At 71.9% G+C, this 24,109-nt stretch carries 23 protein-coding genes; 4 read left to right on the top strand and 19 right to left on the bottom strand.

All coding sequences use genetic code 11. The features are described from left to right. Positions 1-77 precede the first annotated feature (77 nt). A complete protein-coding gene (locus tag TR50_RS17065) occupies positions 78-1,763 on the bottom strand; it encodes an acyl-CoA dehydrogenase family protein (protein WP_042421669.1) in 1,686 nt (561 codons plus the stop codon). Further along, positions 1,753-2,403: a TetR/AcrR family transcriptional regulator gene (locus TR50_RS17070; RefSeq protein WP_042421671.1), complete on the bottom strand. Its 651-nt coding sequence runs from the start codon at positions 2,401-2,403 to the stop codon at positions 1,753-1,755. The genes TR50_RS17065 and TR50_RS17070 overlap by 11 nt, the downstream gene beginning before the upstream one ends. A gap of 160 nt (positions 2,404-2,563) precedes the next feature. Between TR50_RS17070 and lepB the strand changes: the two genes are divergently transcribed. After that, complete coding sequence (gene lepB, locus TR50_RS17075) at positions 2,564-3,373, top strand: signal peptidase I (RefSeq protein ID WP_042421673.1); 810 nt, start codon at positions 2,564-2,566, stop codon at positions 3,371-3,373. Between the two features lie 4 nt (positions 3,374-3,377). On the opposite strand, the gene TR50_RS17080 is transcribed toward lepB, so the two are convergent. Beyond that, positions 3,378-3,923 carry a GNAT family N-acetyltransferase gene (locus TR50_RS17080; protein WP_042421675.1) on the bottom strand — a complete coding sequence of 182 codons (546 nt, stop codon included), beginning with the start codon at positions 3,921-3,923 and terminating at the stop codon, positions 3,378-3,380. A gap of 56 nt (positions 3,924-3,979) precedes the next feature. On the opposite strand from TR50_RS17080, the gene TR50_RS17085 reads away from it, so the two are divergent. Both TR50_RS17085 and TR50_RS17090 read left to right on the top strand, forming a co-directional pair. After that, positions 3,980-4,411 (top strand): CBS domain-containing protein, encoded by a 432-nt coding sequence (locus tag TR50_RS17085; RefSeq protein ID WP_042421677.1) that lies wholly within the window; start codon positions 3,980-3,982, stop codon positions 4,409-4,411. 138 nt (positions 4,412-4,549) lie between these two features. Continuing rightward, positions 4,550-6,205 (top strand): FAD-dependent monooxygenase, encoded by a 1,656-nt coding sequence (locus TR50_RS17090; RefSeq protein ID WP_042421679.1) that lies wholly within the window; start codon positions 4,550-4,552, stop codon positions 6,203-6,205. A 113-nt stretch (positions 6,206-6,318) separates the two neighbouring features. On the opposite strand, the gene TR50_RS17095 is transcribed toward TR50_RS17090, so the two are convergent. From TR50_RS17095 to pyrR, 16 genes are all read right to left on the bottom strand, one after another. Further along, positions 6,319-6,726 carry an aggregation-promoting factor C-terminal-like domain-containing protein gene (locus TR50_RS17095; protein WP_042421681.1) on the bottom strand — a complete coding sequence of 136 codons (408 nt, stop codon included), beginning with the start codon at positions 6,724-6,726 and terminating at the stop codon, positions 6,319-6,321. A 378-nt stretch (positions 6,727-7,104) separates the two neighbouring features. Further along, complete coding sequence (gene metK, locus TR50_RS17100; RefSeq protein WP_042421683.1) at positions 7,105-8,313, bottom strand: methionine adenosyltransferase; 1,209 nt, start codon at positions 8,311-8,313, stop codon at positions 7,105-7,107. A 188-nt stretch (positions 8,314-8,501) separates the two neighbouring features. Next, positions 8,502-9,710, bottom strand: coding sequence for a bifunctional phosphopantothenoylcysteine decarboxylase/phosphopantothenate--cysteine ligase CoaBC (gene coaBC, locus TR50_RS17105; RefSeq protein ID WP_042421685.1), 1,209 nt, complete (start codon positions 9,708-9,710; stop codon positions 8,502-8,504). A 98-nt stretch (positions 9,711-9,808) separates the two neighbouring features. Next, complete coding sequence (gene rpoZ / locus TR50_RS17110) at positions 9,809-10,078, bottom strand: DNA-directed RNA polymerase subunit omega (RefSeq protein WP_042382490.1); 270 nt, start codon at positions 10,076-10,078, stop codon at positions 9,809-9,811. 37 nt (positions 10,079-10,115) lie between these two features. Further along, positions 10,116-10,673: a guanylate kinase gene (gene gmk / locus TR50_RS17115; protein ID WP_042421688.1), complete on the bottom strand. Its 558-nt coding sequence runs from the start codon at positions 10,671-10,673 to the stop codon at positions 10,116-10,118. Positions 10,674-10,734: 61 nt separating this feature from the next. Beyond that, entirely contained in the window at positions 10,735-11,058 is a 324-nt protein-coding gene (mihF, locus tag TR50_RS17120; protein ID WP_042372926.1) for an integration host factor, actinobacterial type, read from the bottom strand. Between the two features lie 241 nt (positions 11,059-11,299). Continuing rightward, complete coding sequence (gene pyrF / locus TR50_RS17125) at positions 11,300-12,136, bottom strand: orotidine-5'-phosphate decarboxylase (protein ID WP_042421690.1); 837 nt, start codon at positions 12,134-12,136, stop codon at positions 11,300-11,302. 26 nt (positions 12,137-12,162) lie between these two features. Continuing rightward, on the bottom strand, positions 12,163-13,176 hold the full coding sequence (locus TR50_RS17130) for a dihydroorotate dehydrogenase (RefSeq protein WP_084700469.1): 1,014 nt from the start codon (positions 13,174-13,176) through the stop codon (positions 12,163-12,165). Between the two features lies 1 nt (position 13,177). Beyond that, positions 13,178-14,029 (bottom strand): dihydroorotate dehydrogenase electron transfer subunit, encoded by an 852-nt coding sequence (locus TR50_RS17135; RefSeq protein WP_042421691.1) that lies wholly within the window; start codon positions 14,027-14,029, stop codon positions 13,178-13,180. A gap of 39 nt (positions 14,030-14,068) precedes the next feature. Then, complete coding sequence (locus tag TR50_RS17140; RefSeq protein WP_042421693.1) at positions 14,069-15,166, bottom strand: quinone-dependent dihydroorotate dehydrogenase; 1,098 nt, start codon at positions 15,164-15,166, stop codon at positions 14,069-14,071. A 93-nt stretch (positions 15,167-15,259) separates the two neighbouring features. Continuing rightward, positions 15,260-18,565 carry a carbamoyl-phosphate synthase large subunit gene (gene carB / locus TR50_RS17145; RefSeq protein WP_042421695.1) on the bottom strand — a complete coding sequence of 1,102 codons (3,306 nt, stop codon included), beginning with the start codon at positions 18,563-18,565 and terminating at the stop codon, positions 15,260-15,262. Continuing rightward, positions 18,558-19,718 carry a glutamine-hydrolyzing carbamoyl-phosphate synthase small subunit gene (gene carA / locus TR50_RS17150; protein ID WP_042421697.1) on the bottom strand — a complete coding sequence of 387 codons (1,161 nt, stop codon included), beginning with the start codon at positions 19,716-19,718 and terminating at the stop codon, positions 18,558-18,560. Before carA ends, carB begins: the two co-directional genes overlap by 8 nt. Next, on the bottom strand, positions 19,718-20,323 hold the full coding sequence (locus TR50_RS17155) for a PH-like domain-containing protein (protein WP_042421698.1): 606 nt from the start codon (positions 20,321-20,323) through the stop codon (positions 19,718-19,720). The genes carA and TR50_RS17155 overlap by 1 nt, the downstream gene beginning before the upstream one ends. Next, entirely contained in the window at positions 20,320-21,606 is a 1,287-nt protein-coding gene (locus TR50_RS17160) for a dihydroorotase (RefSeq protein ID WP_042421701.1), read from the bottom strand. Before TR50_RS17160 ends, TR50_RS17155 begins: the two co-directional genes overlap by 4 nt. Beyond that, entirely contained in the window at positions 21,603-22,577 is a 975-nt protein-coding gene (locus tag TR50_RS17165; RefSeq protein ID WP_042421708.1) for an aspartate carbamoyltransferase catalytic subunit, read from the bottom strand. The genes TR50_RS17160 and TR50_RS17165 overlap by 4 nt, the downstream gene beginning before the upstream one ends. After that, complete coding sequence (pyrR, locus tag TR50_RS17170) at positions 22,574-23,152, bottom strand: bifunctional pyr operon transcriptional regulator/uracil phosphoribosyltransferase PyrR (RefSeq protein WP_042421710.1); 579 nt, start codon at positions 23,150-23,152, stop codon at positions 22,574-22,576. Before pyrR ends, TR50_RS17165 begins: the two co-directional genes overlap by 4 nt. A gap of 366 nt (positions 23,153-23,518) precedes the next feature. On the opposite strand from pyrR, the gene bldD reads away from it, so the two are divergent. Next, positions 23,519-24,022, top strand: coding sequence for a transcriptional regulator BldD (gene bldD, locus TR50_RS17175; protein ID WP_037606436.1), 504 nt, complete (start codon positions 23,519-23,521; stop codon positions 24,020-24,022). The last annotated feature ends 87 nt before the right edge of the window (positions 24,023-24,109 follow it).

Consider the following 24,109-nt stretch of genomic DNA (forward strand, 5'->3'; position numbering starts at 1 on the left):
GCCCACGGCGATCCGGCCGCCCCGCGTGCCCCGCCCGCGCCCGCGTGCCCCCCGCCAGCGCCCGCAGCCCCCTGCCGTCAGCGCCGCAGGCCCGCGGGGGTCCGGGCGAGCAGGCTCTCCAGGGCCACGCCGTCGGGCAGGGTGCCGAAGGCGAGGCCGCGGTCGGGGCCGAGGCGGGAGGCGCAGAAGGCGTCCGCGACGTCGTGCGGGGCGTGGCGGACCAGGAGGGAGCCCTGGAGCACCAGCGCGAGGGACTCGACCAGACGGCGTGCGCCGTACTGGACGTCGCCGGGCGCGGCCGCGGCGGCGGCGGTGAGCTGGGCACGGGCCTGCTCCCATGCGGCGTCGAGGCGGGCGTCGGCGCCCTTCGCCGCCTCGATCTCGGCGGCGAAGGCGTGCACCGCCTCCGGCTCGCGGGCCAGCGCCCGCAGCACGTCGAGGGCCTGGACGTTGCCGGAGCCCTCCCAGATGCCGTTGAGCGGCGCGTCGCGGTAGAGCCGCGGCATCCCTGACGCCTCGTCATAGCCGTTGCCGCCCAGACACTCCAGCGCCTCCGCGACGGCGACCGGCTGACGCTTGCAGACCCAGTACTTGCCGACGGCCGTGGCGAGCCGCAGGAACGCCCGCTCCTGCGCGTCGCCGCGCTGTGCGGCGCGGTCGGTCGCGCCGGCGAGCCGCAGCGCGAGCGTCGTGGCGGCCTCGGACTCCAGCGCGAGGTCGGCGACGACGTTGCGCATCAGTGGCTGGTCGATCAACTTCGCGCCGAAGACCGAGCGGTGGCGCACGTGGTGGTCGACCTGGGCGAGCGCGGCGCGGATGCCGGACGCCGAGCCGAGAACGCAGTCGAGCCGGGTCGCGGCGACCATGCCGATGATGGTCCGCACGCCCTGCCCCTGCGGGCCGACCAGCCAGGCCACCGTGTCGTCGAACTCCGGCTCGCTGCTGGCGTTCGAGCGGTTGCCGAGCTTGTCCTTGAGACGCTGGATCCGGAAGGTGTTGCGGCTGCCGTCCGGGAGCACGCGTGGCACCAGGAAGCAGGAGAGCCCGCCGGGGGCCTGGGCCAGCACCAGGAAGACGTCGTTCATCGGGGCGCTGGTGAACCACTTGTGGCCGCGCAGTCGCCAACTGCCGTCCGCGCTCGGGGCGGCGGTCGTCGTGTTGGCCCGGACGTCGGTGCCGCCCTGCTTCTCCGTCATGCCCATCCCGGCCAGCAGGCCGCGCTTGCCCAAGGGGGCGGAAAGGCCCGGGTCGTAGACCCGGCTGGTCAGCAACGGCTCGTACTGTGCCGCGAGTTCGGGCTGGGACCGCAGCGCGGGGACGACGGCGTAGGTCATCGAGACCGGGCAGCCGTGGCCGGACTCGGGCGTGCTCCACACCATGAAGCCCGCCGCGCGCGCCACATGGGCGCCGGGCCGGGGGTCGGCCCACGGCGCGCCCGCGAGGCCCTCGCGCACGGCGACGTCCATCAGCCGGTGGTAGGCGGGGTGGAACTCGACCTCGTCGACGCGGTGGCCGTACCGGTCGTGGGTGCGCAGCTCCGGCTCGTGGCGGTTGGCCTGGTCGGCCCAGTGCTGGACCTCCTCGCTGCCGGCCAGGAGCCCGACCCGGTGCAGGTCGTCCTCGTACCACCCGGCGCCCTCGCGGTGCAGGCCCTCCAGCAGCACCGGGTCGGCGGCGACGTCGTGACCGGCCAGCGGCGGGGGCTGGTTGGTCACCTCGTGGGTGCGGGCGAGGGGTTCGCTGCGCGGCGTGTCAGCGGTCATCGTTGCCTCCTGGGCGTGCCGTTCCTTTGACGGTTCCTGCTCCGGCGCAGCGCAGCGCCATGGCGGTCAGTTCGGCGAGCAGCGCCTCCGCGGCGGCGTCGCCGCTCGGGACGGCGAGCGGGTCGACCAGCACCTCGCCGACCGCGCCGGTCAGCGCGGCGGCGGTCACCTCGGGGTCCTGCGGCGGCAGCAGCCCGGCGGCCGTGCCCTCACGCACGACCTCAGCGAAGAGGGCGCGGTAGCGGCGGCGGAACTCCAGCCGCTCCGCGCAGACCGCCTCGTCGGCGGGTGCGGCGAGCAGCGCGTAGGCGAGCCCGCGCCGCTCGAAGGCGCGCCGCGCGAAGACCTCGACGCCGCAGGCCAGCCGGGCGACGGCGTCTCCCGCGCCGTCGCGGAGCACCGCGCCGAGCACCTCGACCTCGCGCCCGGCCGCACGTCGGAACACCTCGACCGCGAGCGCGGTCTTCGAGGCGAAGTGCTGGTACACCGACCCGGCGGACATCCCCGCGGCGGCGGCGACCGCGCCGACCGACGCGCCGGCCCACCCCACCTCGGCGACGACGGCCGTCGCCTCGGTGACGAGCCGCTCGCGCGCGGCGTCGAGCCGCATCCGCACGGCAGGGGTCTCCCGGTAGGCCATACAAGAAGTGAACCACGGTTCAGACCTTGCTGGCGAGGGGTCGCGCGCGCATCCGGCCGGACACCGGGCCACGCTCCTTCCGCACTCCTTCGCGCTCCGGCCGCGCCGGGAACTCACCCGCGTTGAATGGGCGGGGTCACATCTCGGTGGGGGGAACACAGTGGCTGAATCCCGGCGTGGCGGGCGATCGTTCCTGCGCGAGTCCGTCGTCGTCATCGTCGCCGCGGTCGTCATCGCGGTGCTGGTGAAGACCTTCTTCTTCCAGGCCTTCTCGATCCCCTCGGGGTCGATGAACAGCACCCTGATCAAGGGCGACCGCGTGCTCGTGGACAAGTTCAGCCCGTGGTTCGGGTCCACGCCCGCCCGCGGGGACGTGGTGGTGTTCAAGGACCCGGGGCACTGGCTCGACGGCACCGCCGAGGCGCCGGCCCCGCACAGCGGCTTCGGGTACGACGTGCAGAACGCGCTCAGCGACATCGGGCTGATGCCCTCCGCCGACGAGAGCTACCTGATCAAGCGGGTGATCGCGGTCGCCGGTGACACCGTCGACTGCCGGGCGGGCCAGCCGCTGCGGGTGAACGGCGTCGTCCTGCACGAGCCCTACCTCTACCCGGGCGCGACACCGTGCGACGACGACGCGGTCGGCACCGTCGTGGTGCCCAAGGGCGACCTGTGGGTGATGGGCGACCACCGCGACGACTCGGCGGACTCGCGCACGCAGCGTCTGCGCGGCAACGGCGGCGGCTTCGTGCCCGTCTCGGACGTGGTCGGCCGCGCCGACGTCGTGGTGTGGCCGCTCGGCCACTGGGCCGCCCTGGCCGAACCGGACACCTTCCACCAGTCGGGGCTGTCGCAACCGGGCGACGGGATCGCGGAGCCCCTCGCGATCGGCGCGCTCGCCGCGCTGACCCTCGCCGCCCTGCTCCTGCTGCGCCGCCGTCGGCGCAGCCGCCGCCTGCGCGGCTTCTGACCGCCTATCCGAGCCGCGAGCCCGGCGCGCCCAGCAGGTGGACGTGGCGGCCCGCCGCGTCCACCTCGCCGGTCTCGTGCAGGCCGAGGCGCGCCGCGAGCCGGCGCGAGGGCAGATTGCCCGCGCGGATGACCGCGCAGACGGGCAGGTCGGCACGGAGCGTGCGGACGTGGTCGAGTGCCGCGCCGGTCGCCTCCGCGGCCAGGCCGCGCCCCCAGACCGCGGGCCGGAACCGGTAGTACAGGTTGCGCACGGGGACCTCGACCCCACCGGGCAGCGCGGTGGTGGAGACCTTGAGGCCGGCGACGCCGAGCAGCTCCCCCGGCGCCTCGTCGGCGAACACGCAGAAGTAGCCGAAGCCGTCCCGTTCCCAGTTCGCGTGCCACGCGGCGAGCCAGCGCTCGCACGTCTCCGGGGAGGTGGGGCCGTCGGGGTTGTGGCGGTTGGTCTCCGGATCGCCGTGGAGGGCCGTGACGGCGGCGAGATCCTCGGGAGCAGGACGTAGCAGTCGCAGGCGGTCGGTGCGCAGCACCGTGGGGCGTGGGCTCATCCGAGGAAGCCTACGATGGTGGTGACTGCTGGCCGTGCACCACAGGAGGCCGCAAGATGACCACAGCCCAGGAGATCATGCACCCCGGCGCCCAGTGCGTCACCGAGCACGAGTCGCTGGCCACGGCGGCCAAGCTCATGCGGGACCGCGGTGTGGGCGCCCTGCCCATCTGCGGCGAGAACGACAAGCTGCTCGGCATCATCACCGACCGCGACATCGTGGTGAAGTGCATCGCGGCCGGCCTGGACCCGTCCGCCACCACGGCGGGCGAGATGGCCGAGGGCCGCCCGCTCACCATCGAGGGCGAGGACGACATCGAACAGGTGCTGCGGGTGATGGAGCAGTACCGGGTCCGGCGGCTGCCGGTGATCGACCACCCCGACCACAAGCTGATCGGCATGATCAGCGAGGCGGACGTGGCGCGCCACATGCCGCAGGCGCGCGTCGCGGAGTTCGTCTCGGCGATCTGCGCGGAGGACGAGGCGTAAGCGCCGCCACGACGACATCCCCTCTCGTCACTTGCGGTGACGGCCGACTCGGTGCGCGGTGGCGGCTCCTGACGGGTCGACGGAACCTGGTGGGGCACACCGGCGCGGGGCCGCTGCGGACGACGAGGGAGCCTGACGATGGCGGATGTCGACGTACTCGTGGTGGGCGCCGGCCCCGTGGGCCTGACGGCGGCTGCCGAGCTGCGGCGACACGGAGTGGACTGCCGCATCGTCGACCGGCTCGCCGTCCCCGTCCCGTACGCCAAGGCCATCGGCGTCCAGCCCCGGACGCTGGAGGTGTGGGACGCGATGGGCCTGGTCCGCGGAGTGCTGGACGAGGCGGTGCCGCACCTGGGCCAGCTGGTCTTCATCGACGGCAAGCCGGGCCCCCGGGTCGAGCTGGCTCTGCCGCCCGACGTCCCCTACCCCTTCGCGACGCTTCCCCAGTGCGCGACCGAGCGGCTGCTCGCCGAGCATCTGGCGCGCTTCGGAACGGAGGTGGAGCGGCCGACCGAGCTCCGCTCGGTGGAGACGCACCCGGACGAGGTCGAGGCCGTCCTCGCCCACGCCGACGGCCGGACCGAGCGGCTGCGCGCCCGGTACGTCGTGGGCTGCGACGGCGCGCGCAGCGTCGTCCGCAAGGCGGCGGGGCTGAGCTTCGACGGCGACGCCTTCCCTCAGCAGCACATGGTCGGCGATGTCGAGGTCGACTGGGACGTGCCCTCCGGCTACAGCGTGCGGTCCGTGCACCTGGACACCGACGGGGCGATGGACGACATGCTCGTCTGCATCCCGCTGCCGGGGAGGCGGCGCTACTGGCTGTCGATGCTGCGCCCCTCCGCCGAGGCCGAGGGCGACGGCGGCTCGAACGCGCGGGACGGGATCATCCACGGTCTGGGAGACGGTCGCGGACCGGACCTCGGGCAGATCCAGGCCGTACTCGACCGGCTGTCCCCGGAGCCGACCACGGCTTCCACGCTGCGCTGGTCGTCCACTGTCCGGATCGGCCACCGCCTGGTGAACCGCTACCGCAGCGGCCGGATCTTCGTCGCCGGGGACGCCGCGCACATCCACCCGCCGGTCGGCGGACAGGGTCTGAACACCGGCGTGCAGGACGCCTACAACCTCGCCTGGAAGCTGGCCCTGGCCGTGCGCGGGCTGGCCACGGAGGAGGTGCTGGACAGCTATCACGCCGAACGCCACCCGGTCGGGAGGGAGGTGGTCGACCGCACCGTGCGTCACGCCCGCTCCGGTCTCGGCGGCCCCGGGGACGACGCCGAGACGGTGCTGCGGCGCCAGGCCCAGCTGCTGGTCGCCTACCCGGACAGCCCCTTGATCCAGCCGCACCCGGCGGACCGCACGCCCCCGCCCGGTCCCGCCCCCGGCGAGCGGGCGCCGGACTGCCACGGCCTCGTCGGTGACCTCGCCACCTACCCGCACCGGCTGTTCGACCTGCTGCGCACCCCGCGGCACGTGCTGCTGCTGTTCGCGGGCCCGGAGCACGCCTCGGGCGACGCCGCCGACCGGCTCGCGGCCTGCGCCGCCGAGGCGCGCCGCGCGGCCCACGGCCTGCTCGACGCCTACCTGGTCACCGCGGCGGAGGTGCCGGAGGACGCCCGCCCGGTGGGCCTGCGTCCGCCACGGGTGCGCGACGTGGCGGGCGGGTTCCAAGACGCGTACGCGCCGCGTGACGGCGAGGCGCTGCTGGTCCGCCCGGACGGCTACCTCTCCGGACGCTTCCACCCGGCCGTCCCGGAACGCCTCGCGGCGCACCTGCGCCGAACCTTCGCCTGATCCGGCGCGTCCCTCCGCGTCGCTCCCCGTCCCTCCGCGTCCCCGGACGACAAAGAGGCAGGGCCCGTCCGATCGGACGGGCCCTGCCTCAGGTTGGTGCGCTGTCGGCTCGATCAGTACCAGCCGTGGGTCTGCCAGAACGACCAGGCGGCGTTCGGGCTGCCGTAGGTGGAGTTCATGTAGCTCAGCGCCCACTTGATCTGGGTGGTCGCGTTGGTCTGCCAGTCGGCGCCGACGGACGCCATCTTGTTGCCCGGCAGGGCCTGACCCAGGCCGTAGGCGCCGGAGGACGCGTTGGTCGCGGTGACGTTCCAGCCGCTCTCGTGGGAGATGATCTGGTCGAAGGAGGCGAGCTGGTTGGCCGGCACGATCGACGCGGCGAGCGACTGCGCCTCGGTCGGCGCGATGGCCGTGGCGGCGTGGGCGGCACCGCCGACGCCCATGACGGCGGCGGAGGCGAGGATGCCGGCGCCGGCGATCGAGGCGGACAGGGTGCGCAGCGAACGAATCTTGAAAGCCATGCGGAAGCAGAACCTCTTTGCTAGGGGGTAGGGCGTCAGGCACCCGATCGCTCGGGGCTCCGGGGGCTTGCGCCCAGCCGGTGCGGCCTGACATCAACCACCCTGCGGGAACTGGCCCAAAAGGCGCAAGGGGCCCTATTACGACCCCCGATAGTGGACAAATCGGACTTATCGGCATGCTGACGCTTAGTCCGACGGGCGAGGTCTCCTATTCCCGCTAGTAGGCCCGGATTCCGTGTGGCCCAGCTCACGCCCGGTCTCGCGCTCCGCTGTCGCCCCACCACGTTCCGTTGCCGGAAATGGCATGCGAAAAGGGGTGCGAGGCCGTGGCCGCGCACCCCTTTCGGAGCACGAAGAGCTGCTCGGAGCCGCTCGGGACTACTCCGCGACGGCCTTCTGCAGGGCCTCGACGCGGTCGGTGCGCTCCCAGGTGAAGTCCGGCAGCTCACGGCCGAAGTGGCCGTAGGCGGCGGTCTGGGAGTAGATCGGGCGGAGCAGGTCCAGGTCGCGGATGATGGCGGCCGGACGCAGGTCGAAGACCTTGGTCACGGCGGCCTGGATCTTCAGGACCGGGACGGTCTCGGTACCGAAGGTCTCCACGAACAGGCCGACCGGCTCGGCCTTGCCGATGGCGTAGGCGACCTGGACCTCGGCGCGCTTGGCCAGACCGGCCGCGACGATGTTCTTGGCGACCCAGCGCATCGCGTACGCGGCGGAGCGGTCGACCTTGGACGGGTCCTTGCCGGAGAAGGCGCCGCCGCCGTGGCGGGCCATGCCGCCGTAGGTGTCGATGATGATCTTGCGGCCGGTCAGGCCGGCGTCGCCCATCGGGCCGCCGATCTCGAAACGCCCGGTCGGGTTGACCAGCAGCCGGTAGCTCTCGGTGCTGAGCTCGATGCCACGCTCGGCCAGCGCCTTCAGCTCCGGCTCGACGACGAACTCCCGGATGTCCGGCGTCAGCAGCGAGTCGAGGTCGATGTCCGAGGCGTGCTGCGAGGAGACGACCACGGTGTCGAGGCGGACCGCCTTGTCGCCGTCGTACTCGATGGTGACCTGCGTCTTGCCGTCCGGGCGCAGGTAGGGGATGGTGCCGTTCTTGCGGACCTCGGACAGGCGGGCCGACAGCCGGTGGGCCAGGTAGATCGGCAGCGGCATCAGCTCGGGCGTGTCGTCGCACGCGTAGCCGAACATCAGGCCCTGGTCGCCGGCGCCCTGCTTGTCCAGCTCGTCCTCGTCGCCCTCGACGCGGTTCTCGTACGCGGAGTCGACACCCTGGGCGATGTCCGGGGACTGCGCGCCGATCGAGACCGAGACGCCGCAGGAGGCGCCGTCGAAGCCCTTCTTGGAGGAGTCGTAACCGATCTCCAGGATCTTGTCGCGCACCAGCTGGGCGATCGGCGCGTAGGCGGTCGTGGTGACCTCGCCGGCGACGTGCACCTGGCCGGTGGTGATCAGGGTCTCTACGGCGACGCGCGAGGACGGGTCGTCCTTCAGCAGGGCGTCGAGGATGGTGTCGCTGATCTGGTCAGCGATCTTGTCCGGGTGACCCTCGGTCACAGACTCGGAAGTGAACAGGCGGCGAGACACAGCGCTCCCTGGGTTGCAGCGGCTGCTGACTGAACCGGTCGGGCGGGATTGCCCGGCGGTCCGGAAAGACGTGGAGAACTACTGACCGGAGTGTAACGAACGGACCGCGATTTGCGTCCACCCGATCTCATGTTGTGGATCACCTTTCGGGCACCGGCCCGTCCCGCAGGCCCCACCACCTGCTCTGATCAGGCGAGTCGCGCGGCCACCAGATCCCACAGGAGGTCGGCCAGGGCCGCTTTCGGCCCGTACGGAACCGGCGTTTCCGAACCGTCGGAGCCCAGTACCACGGCCTCGTTGTTGGCACTGCCGAAGGCGCGGTCCTCGCCCACTTCGTTGACGACCAAAAGATCGCACTTCTTACGGGCGAGCTTGGCGCGGCCGTTGACGAGCGCGTTGTCGGTCTCGGCGGCGAAGCCCACCACCACCTGTCCCGGACGCAGGCGTTCGGCCGAGATCTCGGCCAGCACGTCGGGGTTGCGGACCAGTTCGACCGGGGCCGGCTCGACGCCCTCGACCTTCTTGATCTTCTGTGCGGCGAAGGTGGCGGGCCGGAAGTCGGCGACGGCCGCCGCCATGACGACCGCGTCGGCGGTCCAGGCCGCGCCCAGCACGGCCTGCCGCAACTCCAGCGCGGTGCCGACGCGGACCACGTCCACCCCGGCCGGGTCCGGCAGTTCGGTGTTGGCGGCGATCAGCGTCACCTTGGCCCCGCGCGCGGCGGCGACGGCGGCGATCGCGTAGCCCTGGCGGCCGGAGGAGATGTTGCCGAGGAACCGCACCGGGTCGAGCGGTTCACGCGTGCCGCCGGCGGAGACCACCACGTGACGGCCGGCCAGGTCCGCGGCCGTCGCCCCGGGACCCCGGTCCAGCACGCGGCGGCACAGGTCGAAGATCGCCTCCGGCTCCGGGAAGCGGCCCTTTCCGGTGTCCACGCCGGTCAGCCGACCCACGGAGGGCTCGATCACGATCGCACCGCGACGACGCAGCGTGGCGACGTTCTCCTGGGTGGCCGGGTGCTCCCACATCTCGGTGTGCATGGCCGGGGCGAAGACGACCGGACAGCGGGCGGTGAGCAGGGTGTTGGTCAGCAGGTCGTCGGCGAGGCCGTGCGCGGCCTTCGCGAGGATGTCGGCGGTGGCGGGGGCGACGACCAGCAGGTCGGCGTTCTGCCCGATCCGCACGTGCGGGACCTCGTGGACGGTCTCCCACACCTCGGTCGACACCGGCTGCCCCGACAGGGCGGACCAGGTGGCCGCGCCGACGAAGTGCAGCGCCGAGTCGGTCGGCACCACGCGGACCGCGTGCCCGGACTCCGTGAAGCGCCGCAGCAGCTCGCACGCCTTGTAGGCGGCGATCCCGCCGCTGACCCCGAGGACCACGTTCTTACCGGACACCCCGACCCACTCCGATCACAGCCGAAACAACAGATCGCCGCGGACCGCCGGGTTGATCCGACGTTCCGCGGCGATCCAAGCCCTGGGCCCGGCTCCGACTACTGCGGCGCCTCGACGGCCTCGGCGGTGAGCATACCGGCGTTGATCTCGCGCAGCGCGATCGACAGCGGCTTCTCGTGCACGTGGGTGTCGACGAGCGGGCCGACGTACTCCAGCAGGCCCTCGCCGAGCTGCGAGTAGTAGGCGTTGATCTGGCGCGCGCGCTTGGCCGCGTAGATCACCAGGCTGTACTTGGAGTCGGTGGCCTCGAGCAGCTCATCGATCGGCGGGTTGATGATGCCTTCGGGCGCTGTCATCGAAGAGGACACGCGGGAACCTTCCGAACGAAAGAAGAAAGAAAAAAGATCACACTACGCTCATCAAGGCTAGCAGCTCGGCCGCTACATCCTCGACGGAGGTGTTGACAAGGGTCGTGTCGAACTCGCTCTCGGCCGCGAGCTCCACCCGGGCCGTGGCCAACCGCTCCTCGATGACCTCGGGGGATTCGGTGCCGCGGCCGGTGAGGCGGCGGACCAGCTCCTCCCAGGACGGGGGCGCGAGAAAGACGAGCTGCGCCTCCGGCATGGACTCGCGCACCTGGCGCGCGCCCTGGAGGTCGATCTCCAGCAGCACGGGTTCGCCGGACTCCAGGCGGCGCAGCACCTCCATCCGGGGCGTGCCGTAGCGGTTGCCGGCGAAGGTCGCCCACTCCAGCAGCTCGCCGTTGGCGATCAGCTTGTCGAAGTGGTCGTCGTCGACGAAGTGGTACTGGACGCCGTTCTTCTCCCCGGGCCGCGGCCTGCGGGTGGTGCAGGAGACGGAGAGCCAGACCTCCGGGTGTGCCTTGCGCATATGAGCGACGACCGTGCTCTTGCCGACCCCGGAGGGGCCGGAGAGCACGGTCAGCCGCGGACGTTCACTCATGCACCGATTATCCAGGAACCGCGAGGGTTCTCGAACCACCGGGCCGCAGGAGCGAGCGGGGTCAGGAGGCAGCGCCGCCGAACTCGCGCTCCAGCGAGGCGATCTGGTTCGTTCCGAGACCGCGGACCCGGCGCGACTCGGAGATGCCGAGACGCTCCATGATCTGCTTCGCCCGGACCTTGCCGACGCCCGGGAGCGACTCCAGCAGGGCGGAGACCTTCATCTTGCCGATGACGTCGTTCTCCTGGCCCGCCTTGATGACCTCGTGCAGGGAGGCGCCGCTGTGCTTGAGCCGGTTCTTGATCTCGGCGCGCTCCCGGCGAGCCTCAGCTGCCTTGGCGAGCGCAGCCGTGCGCTGCTCAGGGGTAAGGGGCGGAAGTGCCACGCCGTTCACCTCAGTACTTCGAATGAATGGAACAGGACTTTGTGCAGGTCGGTGGGGGAAGGGCCCTTCCCTCACTGCCTATGGCCGGACCCTACCGCTGTTCAGGCCTTCCGTCAGGGAAAAGAGCAGAAAAGTCCTGCTCAGGACCGCTTCCAAGGCGATCGGGACGGATTTTTCGGTACAAAACGGAACGGTCGGCGAAGACGCAGCTCAGCGCCCTCACCGGCCGTTCACGACATCTTCACGCCTGGACGGCCGCCCGGATCTCCTCGACGAAGCGCTCCGCGGCGTCCCGCAGCCCCTGCACGGAGGGGCCGTGCTTGAGCACGTCCCGGGACACGCTCGGCACCACGTTCGGCGCGGCCGCACCGAAGACGAGCGGAATGTCCGCCATGGTCGCGCCCTGGGCGCCGACGCCCGGAGCCAGCAGCGGACCGTTGATCACCAGGTCCGCCTCGTCCACGTCGCTCAGCGTGGCGCCGACCACCGCGCCGAAGGATCCGAGCGGCTCGGCGCCGGCGTTCTCGGCGGCCAGCTGGGCCAGGATCGACTGCGCGACCGTGCGGCCTCCCGCGCCGACCGCGCGCTGGACCGAGGCGCCCTCCGGGTTGGACGTCAGCGCCAGGGCGAACAGGCCGGAGCCGCTCTTGCGGGCCAGGTCCACGGCGGGCTGGAGGGAGCCGAAGCCGAGGTAGGGCGAGACGGTCAGCGCGTCGGAGAAGAGCGGGCTGGACTCGGAGAGGAACGCCTCCGCGTAGGCGGCCATGGTCGAGCCGATGTCGCCGCGCTTGGCGTCCATCACCACCAGCGCACCGGCCGCGCGCGCCTCGGCGACGCTCCGCTCCAGCACGGCGACGCCGCGGCTGCCGAACCGCTCGAAGAAGGCCGCCTGCGGCTTCAGTACCGCGACACGGTCGGCCAGCGCCTCGACGACGGTCCGCGAGAAGCGCTCCAGACCGTCGACGTCGTCGCCGAGACCCCAGGCGCTGAGCAGCGCCGCGTGCGGGTCGATGCCGACGCACAGCTGGCCGCGGTCGTCCATGGCCTGGCGCAGCCGGGCTCCGAAGGGGGCGGTCATTCTCGGTGTTCCTCTTCTCGGTGTTCTCAGTGGTGATGGGCCAGGCCGACGGCGTCCGTCAGCTTGGCGAAGCCGCGCGCGGCGAGAGCCTCGCGCAGCTCGTCCAGGACGCGCAGCGGCGCCGTGGGGTCGTTGAAGATCGCGGTGCCCACGGCCACGCCGGAGGCGCCCGCGAGGACGAACTCCAGCGCGTCGCGGCCGGTGCGGATGCCGCCCATGCCGAGGATCGGCACCGCGGCGCACTCCCCCGCCCGCATCGCGGCGTGCACCGCGTAGACGCAGCCGACCGCGACCGGCCTGATCGCCGGGCCGGAGAGCCCGCCGACGACGCCGGCCAGGTGCGGCCGCAGGGTGTCGGTGTCGATGACGACGCCGGGCAGGGTGTTGATCATCGACAGTCCGTCGGCGCCCGCGCGGACGCACGCCTTGGCGACGTCGGTGATGGAGGTGACGTCGGGAGCCAGCTTGGCGTAGACGGGCAGTGTCGGCTCGGCGACCTCGCGCACGGCCTGCACCACGTCGTGGGCGGTGGCGGGGTTGGCGGCGAAGACCAGGCCGCTGTTGTCGGCGTTCGGACAGGAGAGGTTGACCTCCAGCCCGACCACGCCCGGCTGCCCGTTCAGCGCCCGCGCGCACGCGGCGAAGTCCTCGACGCGCTCCCCGGCGACGGACACCAGCACCCGCGCGCCGCGCTCGGCCAGCCAGGGCAGCTCGTTGGCGACGAAGTGCTCGATCCCGGAACCCTGGAGGCCGATGCCGTTCAGCATCCCGCTCGGCGTCTCCGCCATCCGGGGCGTGGGCCGCCCGGAGCGCGGGGCAGGCATGATCGTCTTGGTGGTGATCGAGCCGAGCTCCGCCAGCGGCAGGAACTTGGCCAGCTCCCGCCCGTAGCCGGCGCAGCCGGACGCGGTGGTCACCGGGTTCGGCAGGGTGCCGCCGCCGAACGGCGCGGTCAGGTCGACGGACTCGGAGGGCACGCCCGTGCCCCCGGTGCTCGCGGCGGCGGTGTTCACGAAGACGGTCCTGTCAGCGCCGGTCATCTCAGCACCCTCCCATCGCCGCGGCGCCCTCGAGGTCCGGCGGGACCGCGCCGATGTCCTCCCAGCGCACCCGCGAACCGTCGAGGCAGGGCCCGTCCACGCAGGAGCGCACCAGCCGGCTGACCCCGTCCTCGCCGACGACCGGCAGCACGCAGCTCATGCAGACGCCGACGCCGCAGGCCATCGTCTGCTCGACGGCGGTGAAGCAGCGCACGCCCTCGCGTGCGCAGACCTCGGCGACGGCCCGCAGCATGCCCGTCGGCCCGGAGGCGTAGACGACGCGCGCCTCTATGGCGCGCATCGCCTCGGTGAGCGGGAGGGTGATCTGCCCGCGTATCCCGTAGCTGCCGTCCTCGGTGGTCACCAGCACGTCGGGGGTGAACGCCCTGGCCTGCTCGACGCCGAAGAGTCGGTCGGCTGTCGACGCGCCGAGGATGAAGCCGACGGAGCCGCCCTGCTCGGTGATCCGCTCCGCGAGGCCGAACAGCGGCACGCCTCCGTAGCCGCCGGCCACCATCAGCGCGGACGCGGGCCCCGTCGGGATCGGGAAGGCGTTCCCGAGCGGCGCGACCACGTCCACGACGTCGCCGACGCGCTGCCGCGCAAGCGCCCTGGTGCCGCGCCCGGCCTCGGCGAAGACCACCTCGACGGTGGCCTCCGCCGGGTCGGCGCGGTGGACGAAGAAGGGCCGGCGCAGCAGCAGCGACCCGTCGGCGCGGTCCACCGCGAGCGCGGCGAAGTGACCGGGCAGCACGCGCTCCGCGATCCCCTCGGCCCGCAGCACGAGCCGGTGGTAGGCACCCACCGGCGAGAGCTCGACGATCTCGGCCTGCCGTTGCACCGGGTGCGCCATCGTGCCTGCTCGCCTCTCAGTCGGAGCCCGTCGGATCGGTCAGCGGCGGGCGGCGGCGCCGACCGCGTCCCCCAGGGTCGCATACGGACTCGCGGCCAGCAGCGCCGAAAGCCCCTTGTGGATGCGACGGCACCAGAACGGGCCCTCGTAGATGAAGGCCGAGTAGCCCTGGACCAGCGACGCCCCGGCGAGGATGCGCTGCCACGCGTCCTCGGCGGTCTCGATCCCGCCGACGGCGACCAGCGTGATCCGGCCCTCGGAGCGGGCGTACAGACGCTCCAGCACCTCGCTCGCACGTGCCTTGAGGGGCGCACCGGAGAGGCCGCCGGCGCCGATGCCCTCCACCTTCGCGGCGTCGGCGCGCAGGCCCTCGCGGCCGATGGTGGTGTTGGTGGCGATGATGCCGTCGAGCTGGAGCTCCAGCGCCAGGTCGGCGACGGCGTCGACGTCGGCGTCCGCGAGGTCCGGCGCGATCTTCACCAGCAGCGGGACGTGCCCGGTGGCGGTGGCGTCGAGGGTCTCCCGAACGGCCGTCAGCAGCGGCCGCAGCTGGTCCACGGCCTGCAGGTTGCGCAGGCCGGGGGTGTTCGGCGAGCTGACGTTGACGACGAAGTAGTCGGCGTGGCGGGCGAGCCGCTCGGTCGAGGTGACGTAGTCGCCGACGGCCTCGGCCTCGGGCACGACCTTGGTCTTGCCGATGTTGACGCCGACGACGGCCTTCGAGCTCTTCGGCCGCCGGGCGAGGCGCGCCGCGACGGCGGCGGAGCCCTCGTTGTTGAAGCCCATCCGGTTGATCAGCGCGCGGTCCTCGATCAGCCGGAACAGCCGCGGGGTGGGGTTCCCCGGCTGCGCCTGCGCGGTGACGGTCCCGATCTCGACGTAGTCGAACCCGAGCATCGTCAGCCCGTCGATCCCCACCGCGTTCTTGTCGAACCCGGCGGCAAGCCCGAAGGGGCCGGGAAGGTCCAGGCCCAGCGCCTTGGTGCGGAGCTTGGGGTCGCGCGGCGCGAGCACGCCCGCGACGAGGTTCCGCAGCCCGGGGATGGACGAGGCGAGACGGATCCAGAAGAAGGCCAGGTGATGGGCCTTCTCCGGGTCCAGCCGCTTGAAGACGAGGTTGAAGAAGAGCTTGTACAAAGAATCCTGGCCTTAGGTTGCAACCACCTGGGGGCGCGGGGAACTGCGCGAGAACCGGCTACGGTCCGCACACGCTCCCCGCGCCCCCACCCCTTACCGCGAAGCGTTGAGCGCAGCGGCGTGCTCCTGCAGCGACCGCACGCCCACATCCCCGCTGCGCAGCGCGTCGATGCCCTGCACCGCCGCGCCCATCGCCTGGACCGTCGTCAGGCACGGCACCGACCGCGCGACAGCCGCCGTGCGGATCTCGTAGCCGTCGAGGCGGGAGCCGGTGCCGAACGGGGTGTTGATGATCAGGTCGATCTCCCCGTCGTGGATCATCTGGACGATCGTCCGCTGGCCCTCGGGGCCCTCCCCCTCGCTGTGCTTGCGCACGACCGTGGCGTCGATGCCGTTGCGGTGCAGCACCTCCGCCGTGCCGCTGGTGGCGAGGATCTCGAAGCCGAGGCCGACCAGGGCGCGCGCCGGGAACACCAGGTTGCGCTTGTCACGGTTGGCCACCGAGACGAAGACCCGGCCGGTCTTCGGCAGCGCGCCGTACGCGCCCGCCTGCGACTTGGCGTAGGCCGTGCCGAAGACGGCGTCGATGCCCATGACCTCGCCGGTCGAGCGCATCTCCGGGCCCAGCACCGTGTCGACGCCGCGCCCGTGGATGTCGCGGAAACGCGACCACGGCAGCACGGCCTCCTTGACGGCGACCGGCGCGTCCAGCGGCAGCGTGCCGCCGTCGCCCTCCTTGGGCAGCAGGCCCTCGCCGCGCAGGTCCGCGATGGACGCGCCCAGCGAGATCCGGGCCGCCGCCTTGGCCAGCGGCACGGCCGTCGCCTTGGAGGTGAACGGCACGGTCCGGGAGGCGCGCGGGTTGGCCTCCAGGACGTACAGGATGTCCCCGGCCATGGCGAACTGGATGTTGATCAGGCCGCGGACGCCCACGCCGCGGGCGATGGCCTCGGTGGCCGCGCGCAGGCGCTTGATGTCGTAGCCGCCGAGCGTGATCGGCGGCAGCGCGCAGGCGCTGTCGCCGGAGTGGATGCCGGCCTCCTCGATGTGCTCCATCACGCCGCCGAGGTAGAGCTCCTCGCCGTCGAAGAGGGCGTCGACGTCGATCTCGATCGCGTCGTCGAGGAAGCGGTCGATCAGCACCGGGTGCTCGGAGATCAGGCCCGCGTGGCGCTTGAGGTAGTCGGCCAGCGAGGGCTCGTCGTAGACGATCTCCATGCCGCGGCCGCCCAGCACGTAGGACGGGCGGGCCAGGACCGGGTAGCCGATCTCGTCGGCGATCCGCTTGGCCTCGTCGAAGGAGAAGGCGGTGCCGTGCTTCGGCGCGGGCAGCCCGGCCTCCACCAGCACCCGGCCGAACGCGCCGCGCTCCTCGGCGAGGTGGATCGCCTCGGGCGAGGTGCCGACGATGGTCACGCCGTTGTCCTTGAGCGCCTGCGCGAGACCCAGCGGGGTCTGGCCGCCCAGCTGGACCAGGACGCCCGCGACCGGACCGGCCTGCTCCTCGGCATGGACGATCTCCAGCACGTCCTCGAGCGTCAGCGGCTCGAAGTACAGGCGGTCGGAGGTGTCGTAGTCGGTGGAGACGGTCTCCGGGTTGCAGTTGACCATCACGGTCTCGTAGCCCGCCTCGCTGAGCGCGAAGGAGGCGTGGACGCAGGAGTAGTCGAACTCGATGCCCTGGCCGATGCGGTTCGGGCCGGAGCCCAGGATGATCACGGCGGGCTTGGTGCGCGGCGCGACCTCGGTCTCCTCGTCGTAGGACGAGTAGAAGTACGGGGTCTTCGCGGCGAACTCGGCGGCGCAGGTGTCGACGGTCTTGTAGACCGGGCGGATGCCCAGCGCGTGCCGGACCTCGCGGACGACGTCGGCGCGCAGGCCGCGGATCTCGGCGATCTGCTGGTCGGAGAAGCCGTGCCGCTTGGCGTGGCGCAGCAGCTCCGGGTCGAGCTTGTCGGCCTCGGCGAGCTCCTCGGCGAGCTCGTGGATCAGGTAGAGCTGGTCGACGAACCACGGGTCGATCTTGGTGGACTCGAAGACCTCCTCCGGCGTGGCGCCGGCGCGGATCGCGTCCATGACCGTGTTGATCCGGCCGTCGGTCGGGATCGCGGCCTTGGCCAGCAGCTCCGCCTTGTCGCCGACCTCGGAGACGAAGTCGAACTGGCTGCCCTTCTTCTCCAGCGAGCGCAGCGCCTTGTTGAGCGCCTCGGGGAAGTTGCGGCCGAGCGCCATGGCCTCGCCGACCGACTTCATGGTCGTCGTCAGCGTGGCGTCGGCGGCCGGGAACTTCTCGAAGGCGAAGCGCGGGACCTTGACCACGACGTAGTCGAGGGTGGGCTCGAAGGAGGCCGGGGTCTCCTCGGTGATGTCGTTCGGGATCTCGTCGAGGGTGTAGCCGACGGCGAGCTTGGCGGCGATCTTGGCGATCGGGAAGCCGGTGGCCTTCGAGGCGAGCGCGGAGGAGCGCGAGACGCGCGGGTTCATCTCGATGACGATGACCCGGCCGTCCTCGGGGTTGACCGCGAACTGGATGTTGCAGCCGCCGGTGTCGACGCCGACCTCGCGGATGACCTCGATGCCGATGTCGCGCAGGATCTGGTACTCGCGGTCGGTCAGCGTCATCGCCGGCGCGACGGTGATCGAGTCGCCGGTGTGCACGCCCATCGGGTCGAAGTTCTCGATGGAGCAGACGACCACGACGTTGTCGTGCTTGTCGCGCATCAGCTCCAGCTCGTACTCCTTCCAGCCGAGGATGGACTCCTCCAGGAGCACCTCGGTGGTCGGCGAGAGGGTCAGGCCCTGGCCGGCGATGCGGCGCAGGTCCTCCTCGTCGTGGGCGAAGCCGGAGCCGGCGCCGCCCATGGTGAAGGAGGGGCGGACCACGACCGGGTAGCCGCCGAGCGTGTCGACGCCCGCGAGCACCTCGTCCATGGTGTGGCAGATGACCGAGCGGGCCGACTCGCCGTGGCCGATCCGGGCCTTGACGGCCTCGACCACGCCCTTGAACAGCTCGCGGTCCTCGCCCTTGTTGATCGCCTCGACGTTGGCGCCGATCAGCTCGACGTTGTACTTCTCCAGCGTCCCGGCCTCGGCCAGCGAGATCGCGGTGTTGAGCGCGGTCTGGCCGCCGAGCGTCGGCAGGAGGGCGTCGGGGCGCTCCTTGGCGATGATCTTCTCGACGAACTCGGGGGTGATCGGCTCGACGTAGGTCGCGTCGGCGATCTCCGGGTCGGTCATGATCGTGGCCGGGTTGGAGTTGACCAGGATCACCCGCAGGCCCTCGGCCTTGAGGACGCGGCAGGCCTGGGTGCCGGAGTAGTCGAACTCGGCCGCCTGACCGATGACGATCGGGCCGGAACCGATGACCAGAACGGACTGGATGTCGGTGCGCTTAGGCACGCTGGCCCTCCATCAGAGCGAAGAAGCGGTCGAACAGGTAGGCGGCGTCGTGCGGACCGGCCGCCGCCTCCGGGTGGTACTGGACGCTGAACGCGGGCTGGTCCAGGCACTGCAGGCCCTCGACCACGTCGTCGTTCAGGCACACGTGCGAGACCTCGACGCGGCCGAAGGGCGTCTCGGAGACCTTGTCGAGCGGCGCGTCCACGGCGAAGCCGTGGTTGTGCGCGGTGACCTCGACCTTGCCGGTGGTGCGGTCCTGCACCGGCTGGTTGATGCCGCGGTGCCCGTACTTGAGCTTGTAGGTGCCGAAGCCGAGCGCCCGGCCGAGCAGCTGATTGCCGAAGCAGATGCCGAAGAACGGCGTCCTGCGGCCCAGCACCTCGCGCAGCACGGCCACCTGGGCGTCGGCGGTGGCCGGGTCGCCGGGGCCGTTGGAGAAGAAGACACCGTCAGGGCCGTTCTCTCCCACGGCGTAGACGTCCTCGGCGGTGGCGTTCGCGGGCAGCACGTGCACCTCGATGCCGCGCTCGGCCATCCGGTGCGGGGTCATGCCCTTGATGCCCAGGTCCAGCGCCGCCACGGTGAAGCGCTTCTCACCTATGGCCGGGACCACGTAGACCTCGCCGGTGGCGACCTCGCCGCACAGGTCCGCGCCCTCCATCTGCGGGGCCTGGCGGACGCGCGCCAGCATCGCCGCGTCGTCGGCGAGCGCCTCGCCGGAGAAGATGCCGGCGCGCATCGCGCCGCGCTCGCGCAGGTGGCGGGTGAGCGCGCGGGTGTCGATGCCGCTGATGCCGACGACGCCCTGCGCCTGCAGCTCCTCGTCCAGCGAGCGCGTGGCACGCCAGTTGGAGGAGATCCGGCTGGGGTCGCGCACGACGTAGCCGGCGACCCAGATGCGGGACGACTCCGGGTCCTCGTCGTTGACGCCGGTGTTGCCGATCTGCGGGGCCGTCATGGCCACGATCTGGCGGTGGTAGGAGGGGTCGGTGAGGGTCTCCTGGTAACCCGTCATGCCGGTGTTGAACACGGCCTCACCGAAGGTCTCGCCGACGGCGCCGTAGGCCTGGCCGCGGAAGATCCGGCCGTCCTCGAGGACGTAGGCGGCCGGGACGCGCTCGCGTCGCGCCGTGGTGCGGGCGGGTGCGGTCATCATGCGCCTTCCACGTTCTTGTCGTTGTTCTCGTGCGTCACCTTGTCGTGTGCCTTGATCAGCACCTCGATCGCGGTGACCCAGTTGTCGTGGTCGCCCGACCGGTCGGCCCGGAAGCCGGAGTCGAGCAGCTTGTCGCCGAGCTGCCAGGTGACCACCAGCAGGCCGCCCTCGGGGAAGACCTTGCCGGCGATGCCCTTGTCCAGGCGGGCGCCGCGCAGGTCGCCCACCGGGACGAAGAAGCTCTGCGAGGCGGGGCGGACCACCTTCAGGCCCTCGGCGCTGAGGGTCAGCTCAACCAGGCTGCGCTCGCCCAGACGGTGGGCGGCGACCCGGTCCAGCCAGTCCCCGGCGGTCGTGGTGCCGGCGTAGCGGCCTTCGGTCTCCAGGATCGTCTCCGTCGTGCGCGCGGGCACGGCGGCGGGCTCCGGCAGACCCGACTGGACGGTCTTGCGCCAGTTCCAGCCCTGGCGCATCAGCCAGTAGGCGAGCGCGATGACCAGCAGGATCCCGATGACCCAGCCGACCAGGTCGCCCACGTGGGTGACCGGCGCGGAGTGCGGAGCCTCGGCGAGCAGGGCCGCGAGGGAGGGGTTGTGGCTCATACGAGCTCTCCGTCGAGCACCTTGGCCTCGCCGCGCAGGAAGGTGGCGACGACGCGTCCGGGCAGGTCCAGGCCCCGGTAGGGGGTGTTGCGGCTGCGGGTGGCGAAGGAGTCGGGGTTCACCGCGCCACGGTACTGATCGTCGAACAGCACCAGGTTGGCCGGTTCGCCCACCGAGACGGGCCGCCCGTGGCCGGGGATGCCGCTGATCGCGGCGGGCTTGGCGGACATCCGCTGGGCGACCTCGGCCCAGCCCATCAGGCCGGTGTCGACCATCGCGGACTGGACGACGGACAGCGCCGTCTCCAGGCCGACCATGCCCATGGCCGCGGCGGACCACTCGCACTGCTTGTCCTCGGCCGGGTGCGGCGCGTGGTCGGTGGCGACGATGTCGATGGTGCCGTCGGCGAGCGCCTCGCGCAGGGCCAGCACGTCGGCCTCGGTGCGCAGCGGCGGGTTGACCTTGTAGACGGCGTCGTAGGAGCGGACCAGCTCGTCGGTCAGCAGCAGGTGGTGCGGGGTCACCTCGGCGGTGACGTCGCAGCCCTTCGCCTTGGCCCAGCGGATGATCTCCACCGAACCGGCCGTGGAGAGGTGGCACACGTGCAGGCGCGAGCCGACGTGCGCGGCGAGCAGCACGTCGCGGGCGATGATCGACTCCTCGGCGACGGCCGGCCAGCCGGCCAGGCCCAGCTCGCCGGAGACGACGCCCTCGTTCATCTGCGCGCCCTCGGTCAGCCGCGGCTCCTGCGCGTGCTGGGCGACGACGCCGCCGAAGGCCTTCACGTACTCCAGCGCGCGGCGCATGATCACCGCGTCGTCGACGCACTTGCCGTCGTCGGAGAAGACCCGGACCTGCGCGGCGGAGTCGGCCATCGCGCCGAGCTCGGCGAGCTGCTTGCCCTCCAGGCCGACGGTGACGGCGCCGATCGGCTGCACGTCGCAGTAGCCGGACTCGCGGCCCAGCCGCCAGACCTGCTCGACGACGCCCGCGGTGTCGGCGACGGGGAAGGTGTTGGCCATCGCGTGGACGGCGGTGAAGCCGCCCTTCGCGGCGGCGCGGGTGCCGGTCAGGACGGTCTCGGCGTCCTCGCGGCCCGGCTCGCGCAGGTGGGTGTGCAGGTCGACCAGGCCGGGCAGGGCGATCAGGCCGTCGGCCGCGATCTCCTGCTCGCCCTCGTGCGCGTCGAGGTTCGCGCCGATCTCGGCGAAGACGCCGTCGGCGACACGGATGTCCTGGGGCTCCCCGCCGAGGATGCGGGCGTTGCGGATCAGGTAGTTCACTTGCCGGTCTCCTCGAAGGAAGAAGTCGTGATCGCGGGCTCGGAGCCGCCGAGCAGCAGGTAGAGGACGGCCATGCGGACGCTCACGCCGTTGGCGACCTGCTCGACGATGACCGCGCGGTCGGAGTCGGCGATGGTCGACTCGATCTCCATGCCGCGCACCATCGGGCCGGGGTGCATCACGAGCGCGTGCTCCGGCATCAGCGCCAGGCGGCGGGCGTCCAGGCCGTAGCGGCGGGTGTACTCGCGCTGGGTCGGGAAGAAGGCGGCGTTCATCCGCTCGCGCTGGACCCGCAGCATCATCACCGCGTCGGCCTTGGTGAGGGCCGCGTCCAGGTCGTAGCTGGTCTGGCAGGGCCAGGTCTCGACGCCGAAGGGCATCAGCGTGGGCGGCGCGACCAGGGTGACCTCGGCGCCGAGGGTGTGCAGCAGGTGCACGTTGGAGCGGGCGACCCGGCTGTGCAGCACATCGCCGACGATGGTCACGCGGCGGCCGGCCAGGTCGTGGCCGACGCCCGGGTTCAGGTGGCTGCGCATGGTGAAGGCGTCGAGCAGCGCCTGGGTGGGGTGTTCGTGGGTGCCGTCACCGGCGTTGACGACACTGCCGTGCAGCCAGTCCGAGTCGGCCAGCAGCTTGGGCGCGCCCGACGCGCTGTGGCGGATGACCACCGCGTCGGCGCCCATGGCCTGAAGCGTGAGCGCGGTGTCCTTGAGGCTCTCGCCCTTGGAGACCGAGGAGCCCTTGGCGGAGAAGTTGATGACGTCGGCGGACAGCCGCTTCTCGGCGACCTCGAAGGAGGTGCGGGTGCGGGTGGAGTCCTCGAAGAAGAGGTTGACCACGGTCCGGCCGCGCAGGGTGGGGAGCTTCTTGACGGAACGGGTGGAGACCTGGGCCATCTGCTCGGCGGTGTCCAGGATCAACAGCGCGTCCTCGCGGGTCAGGTCCGCGGTGGAGATGAGGTGGCGCTTCAACTGCTCTGGCCTTCCGACGACGCGTTCGATTCTGCGGACCCCCCGAGCAGGACCGCGTCGACGCCGTCCTTCTCGTCCAGCTTGACCTTCACGGACTCGCGCAGCGAGGTGGGCAGGTTCTTGCCCACGTAGTCGGCGCGGATGGGCAGCTCGCGGTGGCCGCGGTCGACCAGGACCGCGAGCTGGACGGCGCGCGGGCGGCCGTGATCGGCCAGCGCGTCGAGGGCGGCACGGATGGTCCGGCCGGAGAAGAGGACGTCGTCGACGAGGACGACGAGCTTGCCGTCGATGCCGTCGCCGGGGATCTCGGTGTGCTCAAGGGCCCGCGCGGGCCGCAGCCGGAGGTCGTCCCGGTACATGGTGATGTCGAGGGTGCCCACGGGCAGCTCGTGGCCGGTGATCTCGGCGAGCTTGCGGTGCAGGCGGCGGGCCAGATGGGCGCCGCGGGTGGGGATGCCGAGCAGGACGACGTCGTCGGCGCCCTTGGTGCGTTCGACGATCTCGTGGGCGATCCGGGTCAGGGACCGGGCGATGTCGCCCTGGTCCAGCACCTGTCGCTGGGCAGCAGTGGTCATGCCGAAGCCGACCTCCTTCCCCGCCTCACGGGACGGGCCTTAAAGGATGTCTACGGATGGGGCAGTCGCCGCGCGCCGGAACCGGACGCACGTCGGGGAGCCGCCGTCAACCCTACCAGGGCGATCACACGGGGCCCCGGCGCACCCTGGCCCACCTGCGGCGAGTCGCCTGGTTACCGGAGAGTCACACGGCTGCCCCGTTCGGCTTGACGAACGCATATCACTCTGCGTAACCTCACACTCAGTTACGGCCAAGCGACGAAGCGCCCTGTGTCGTAGTGGGGTTCGCGCCGTCCCGGCCGTCACAGGCCAGGCAGAGCAGTGATCATCAGCACTTGTTTTGCACTTAACGTCCGGGGAGACACATTGTCCAGCGACTACGCGAAACAGCTTGGCGGCAAGCTGCGCGCGATCCGCACCCAGCAGGGGCTCTCCCTGCACGGCGTCGAGGAGAAGTCCCAGGGCCGCTGGAAGGCCGTCGTCGTCGGCTCCTACGAGCGCGGCGACCGCGCGGTGACGGTCCAGCGCCTCGCCGAGCTGGCGGAGTTCTACGGCGTGCCGGTGCAGGAGCTGCTGCCGGGCAGCACCCCGGGCGGTGCGGCCGAGCCGCCGCCGCGCCTGGTGCTGGACCTGGAGCGGCTCGCCCAGGTCCCCTCCGAGAAGGCCGGTCCGCTGCAGCGCTACGCGGCCACCATCCAGAGCCAGCGCGGCGACTACAACGGCAAGGTGCTCTCGATCCGCCAGGACGACCTGCGCACCCTCGCCGTCATCTACGACCAGCCGGCCTCGCTCCTCGTCGACCAGCTGATCAGCTGGGGCGTCCTCGACCCGGACGCGCGCCGCGCGGTCCGCGAGGACGACGCGGTCTGATCCCGGACGGCCCCGCGCCGTCTGCAGAAACGTTGCGGCGGGCTCCCTCCTCGGAGGGGGCCCGCCGTCCCCTTCCTGCCTCTCCCC

Origin of the sequence: Streptacidiphilus anmyonensis (assembly GCF_000787855.1) — a bacterium.
Taxonomy (GTDB): domain Bacteria; phylum Actinomycetota; class Actinomycetes; order Streptomycetales; family Streptomycetaceae; genus Streptacidiphilus; species Streptacidiphilus anmyonensis.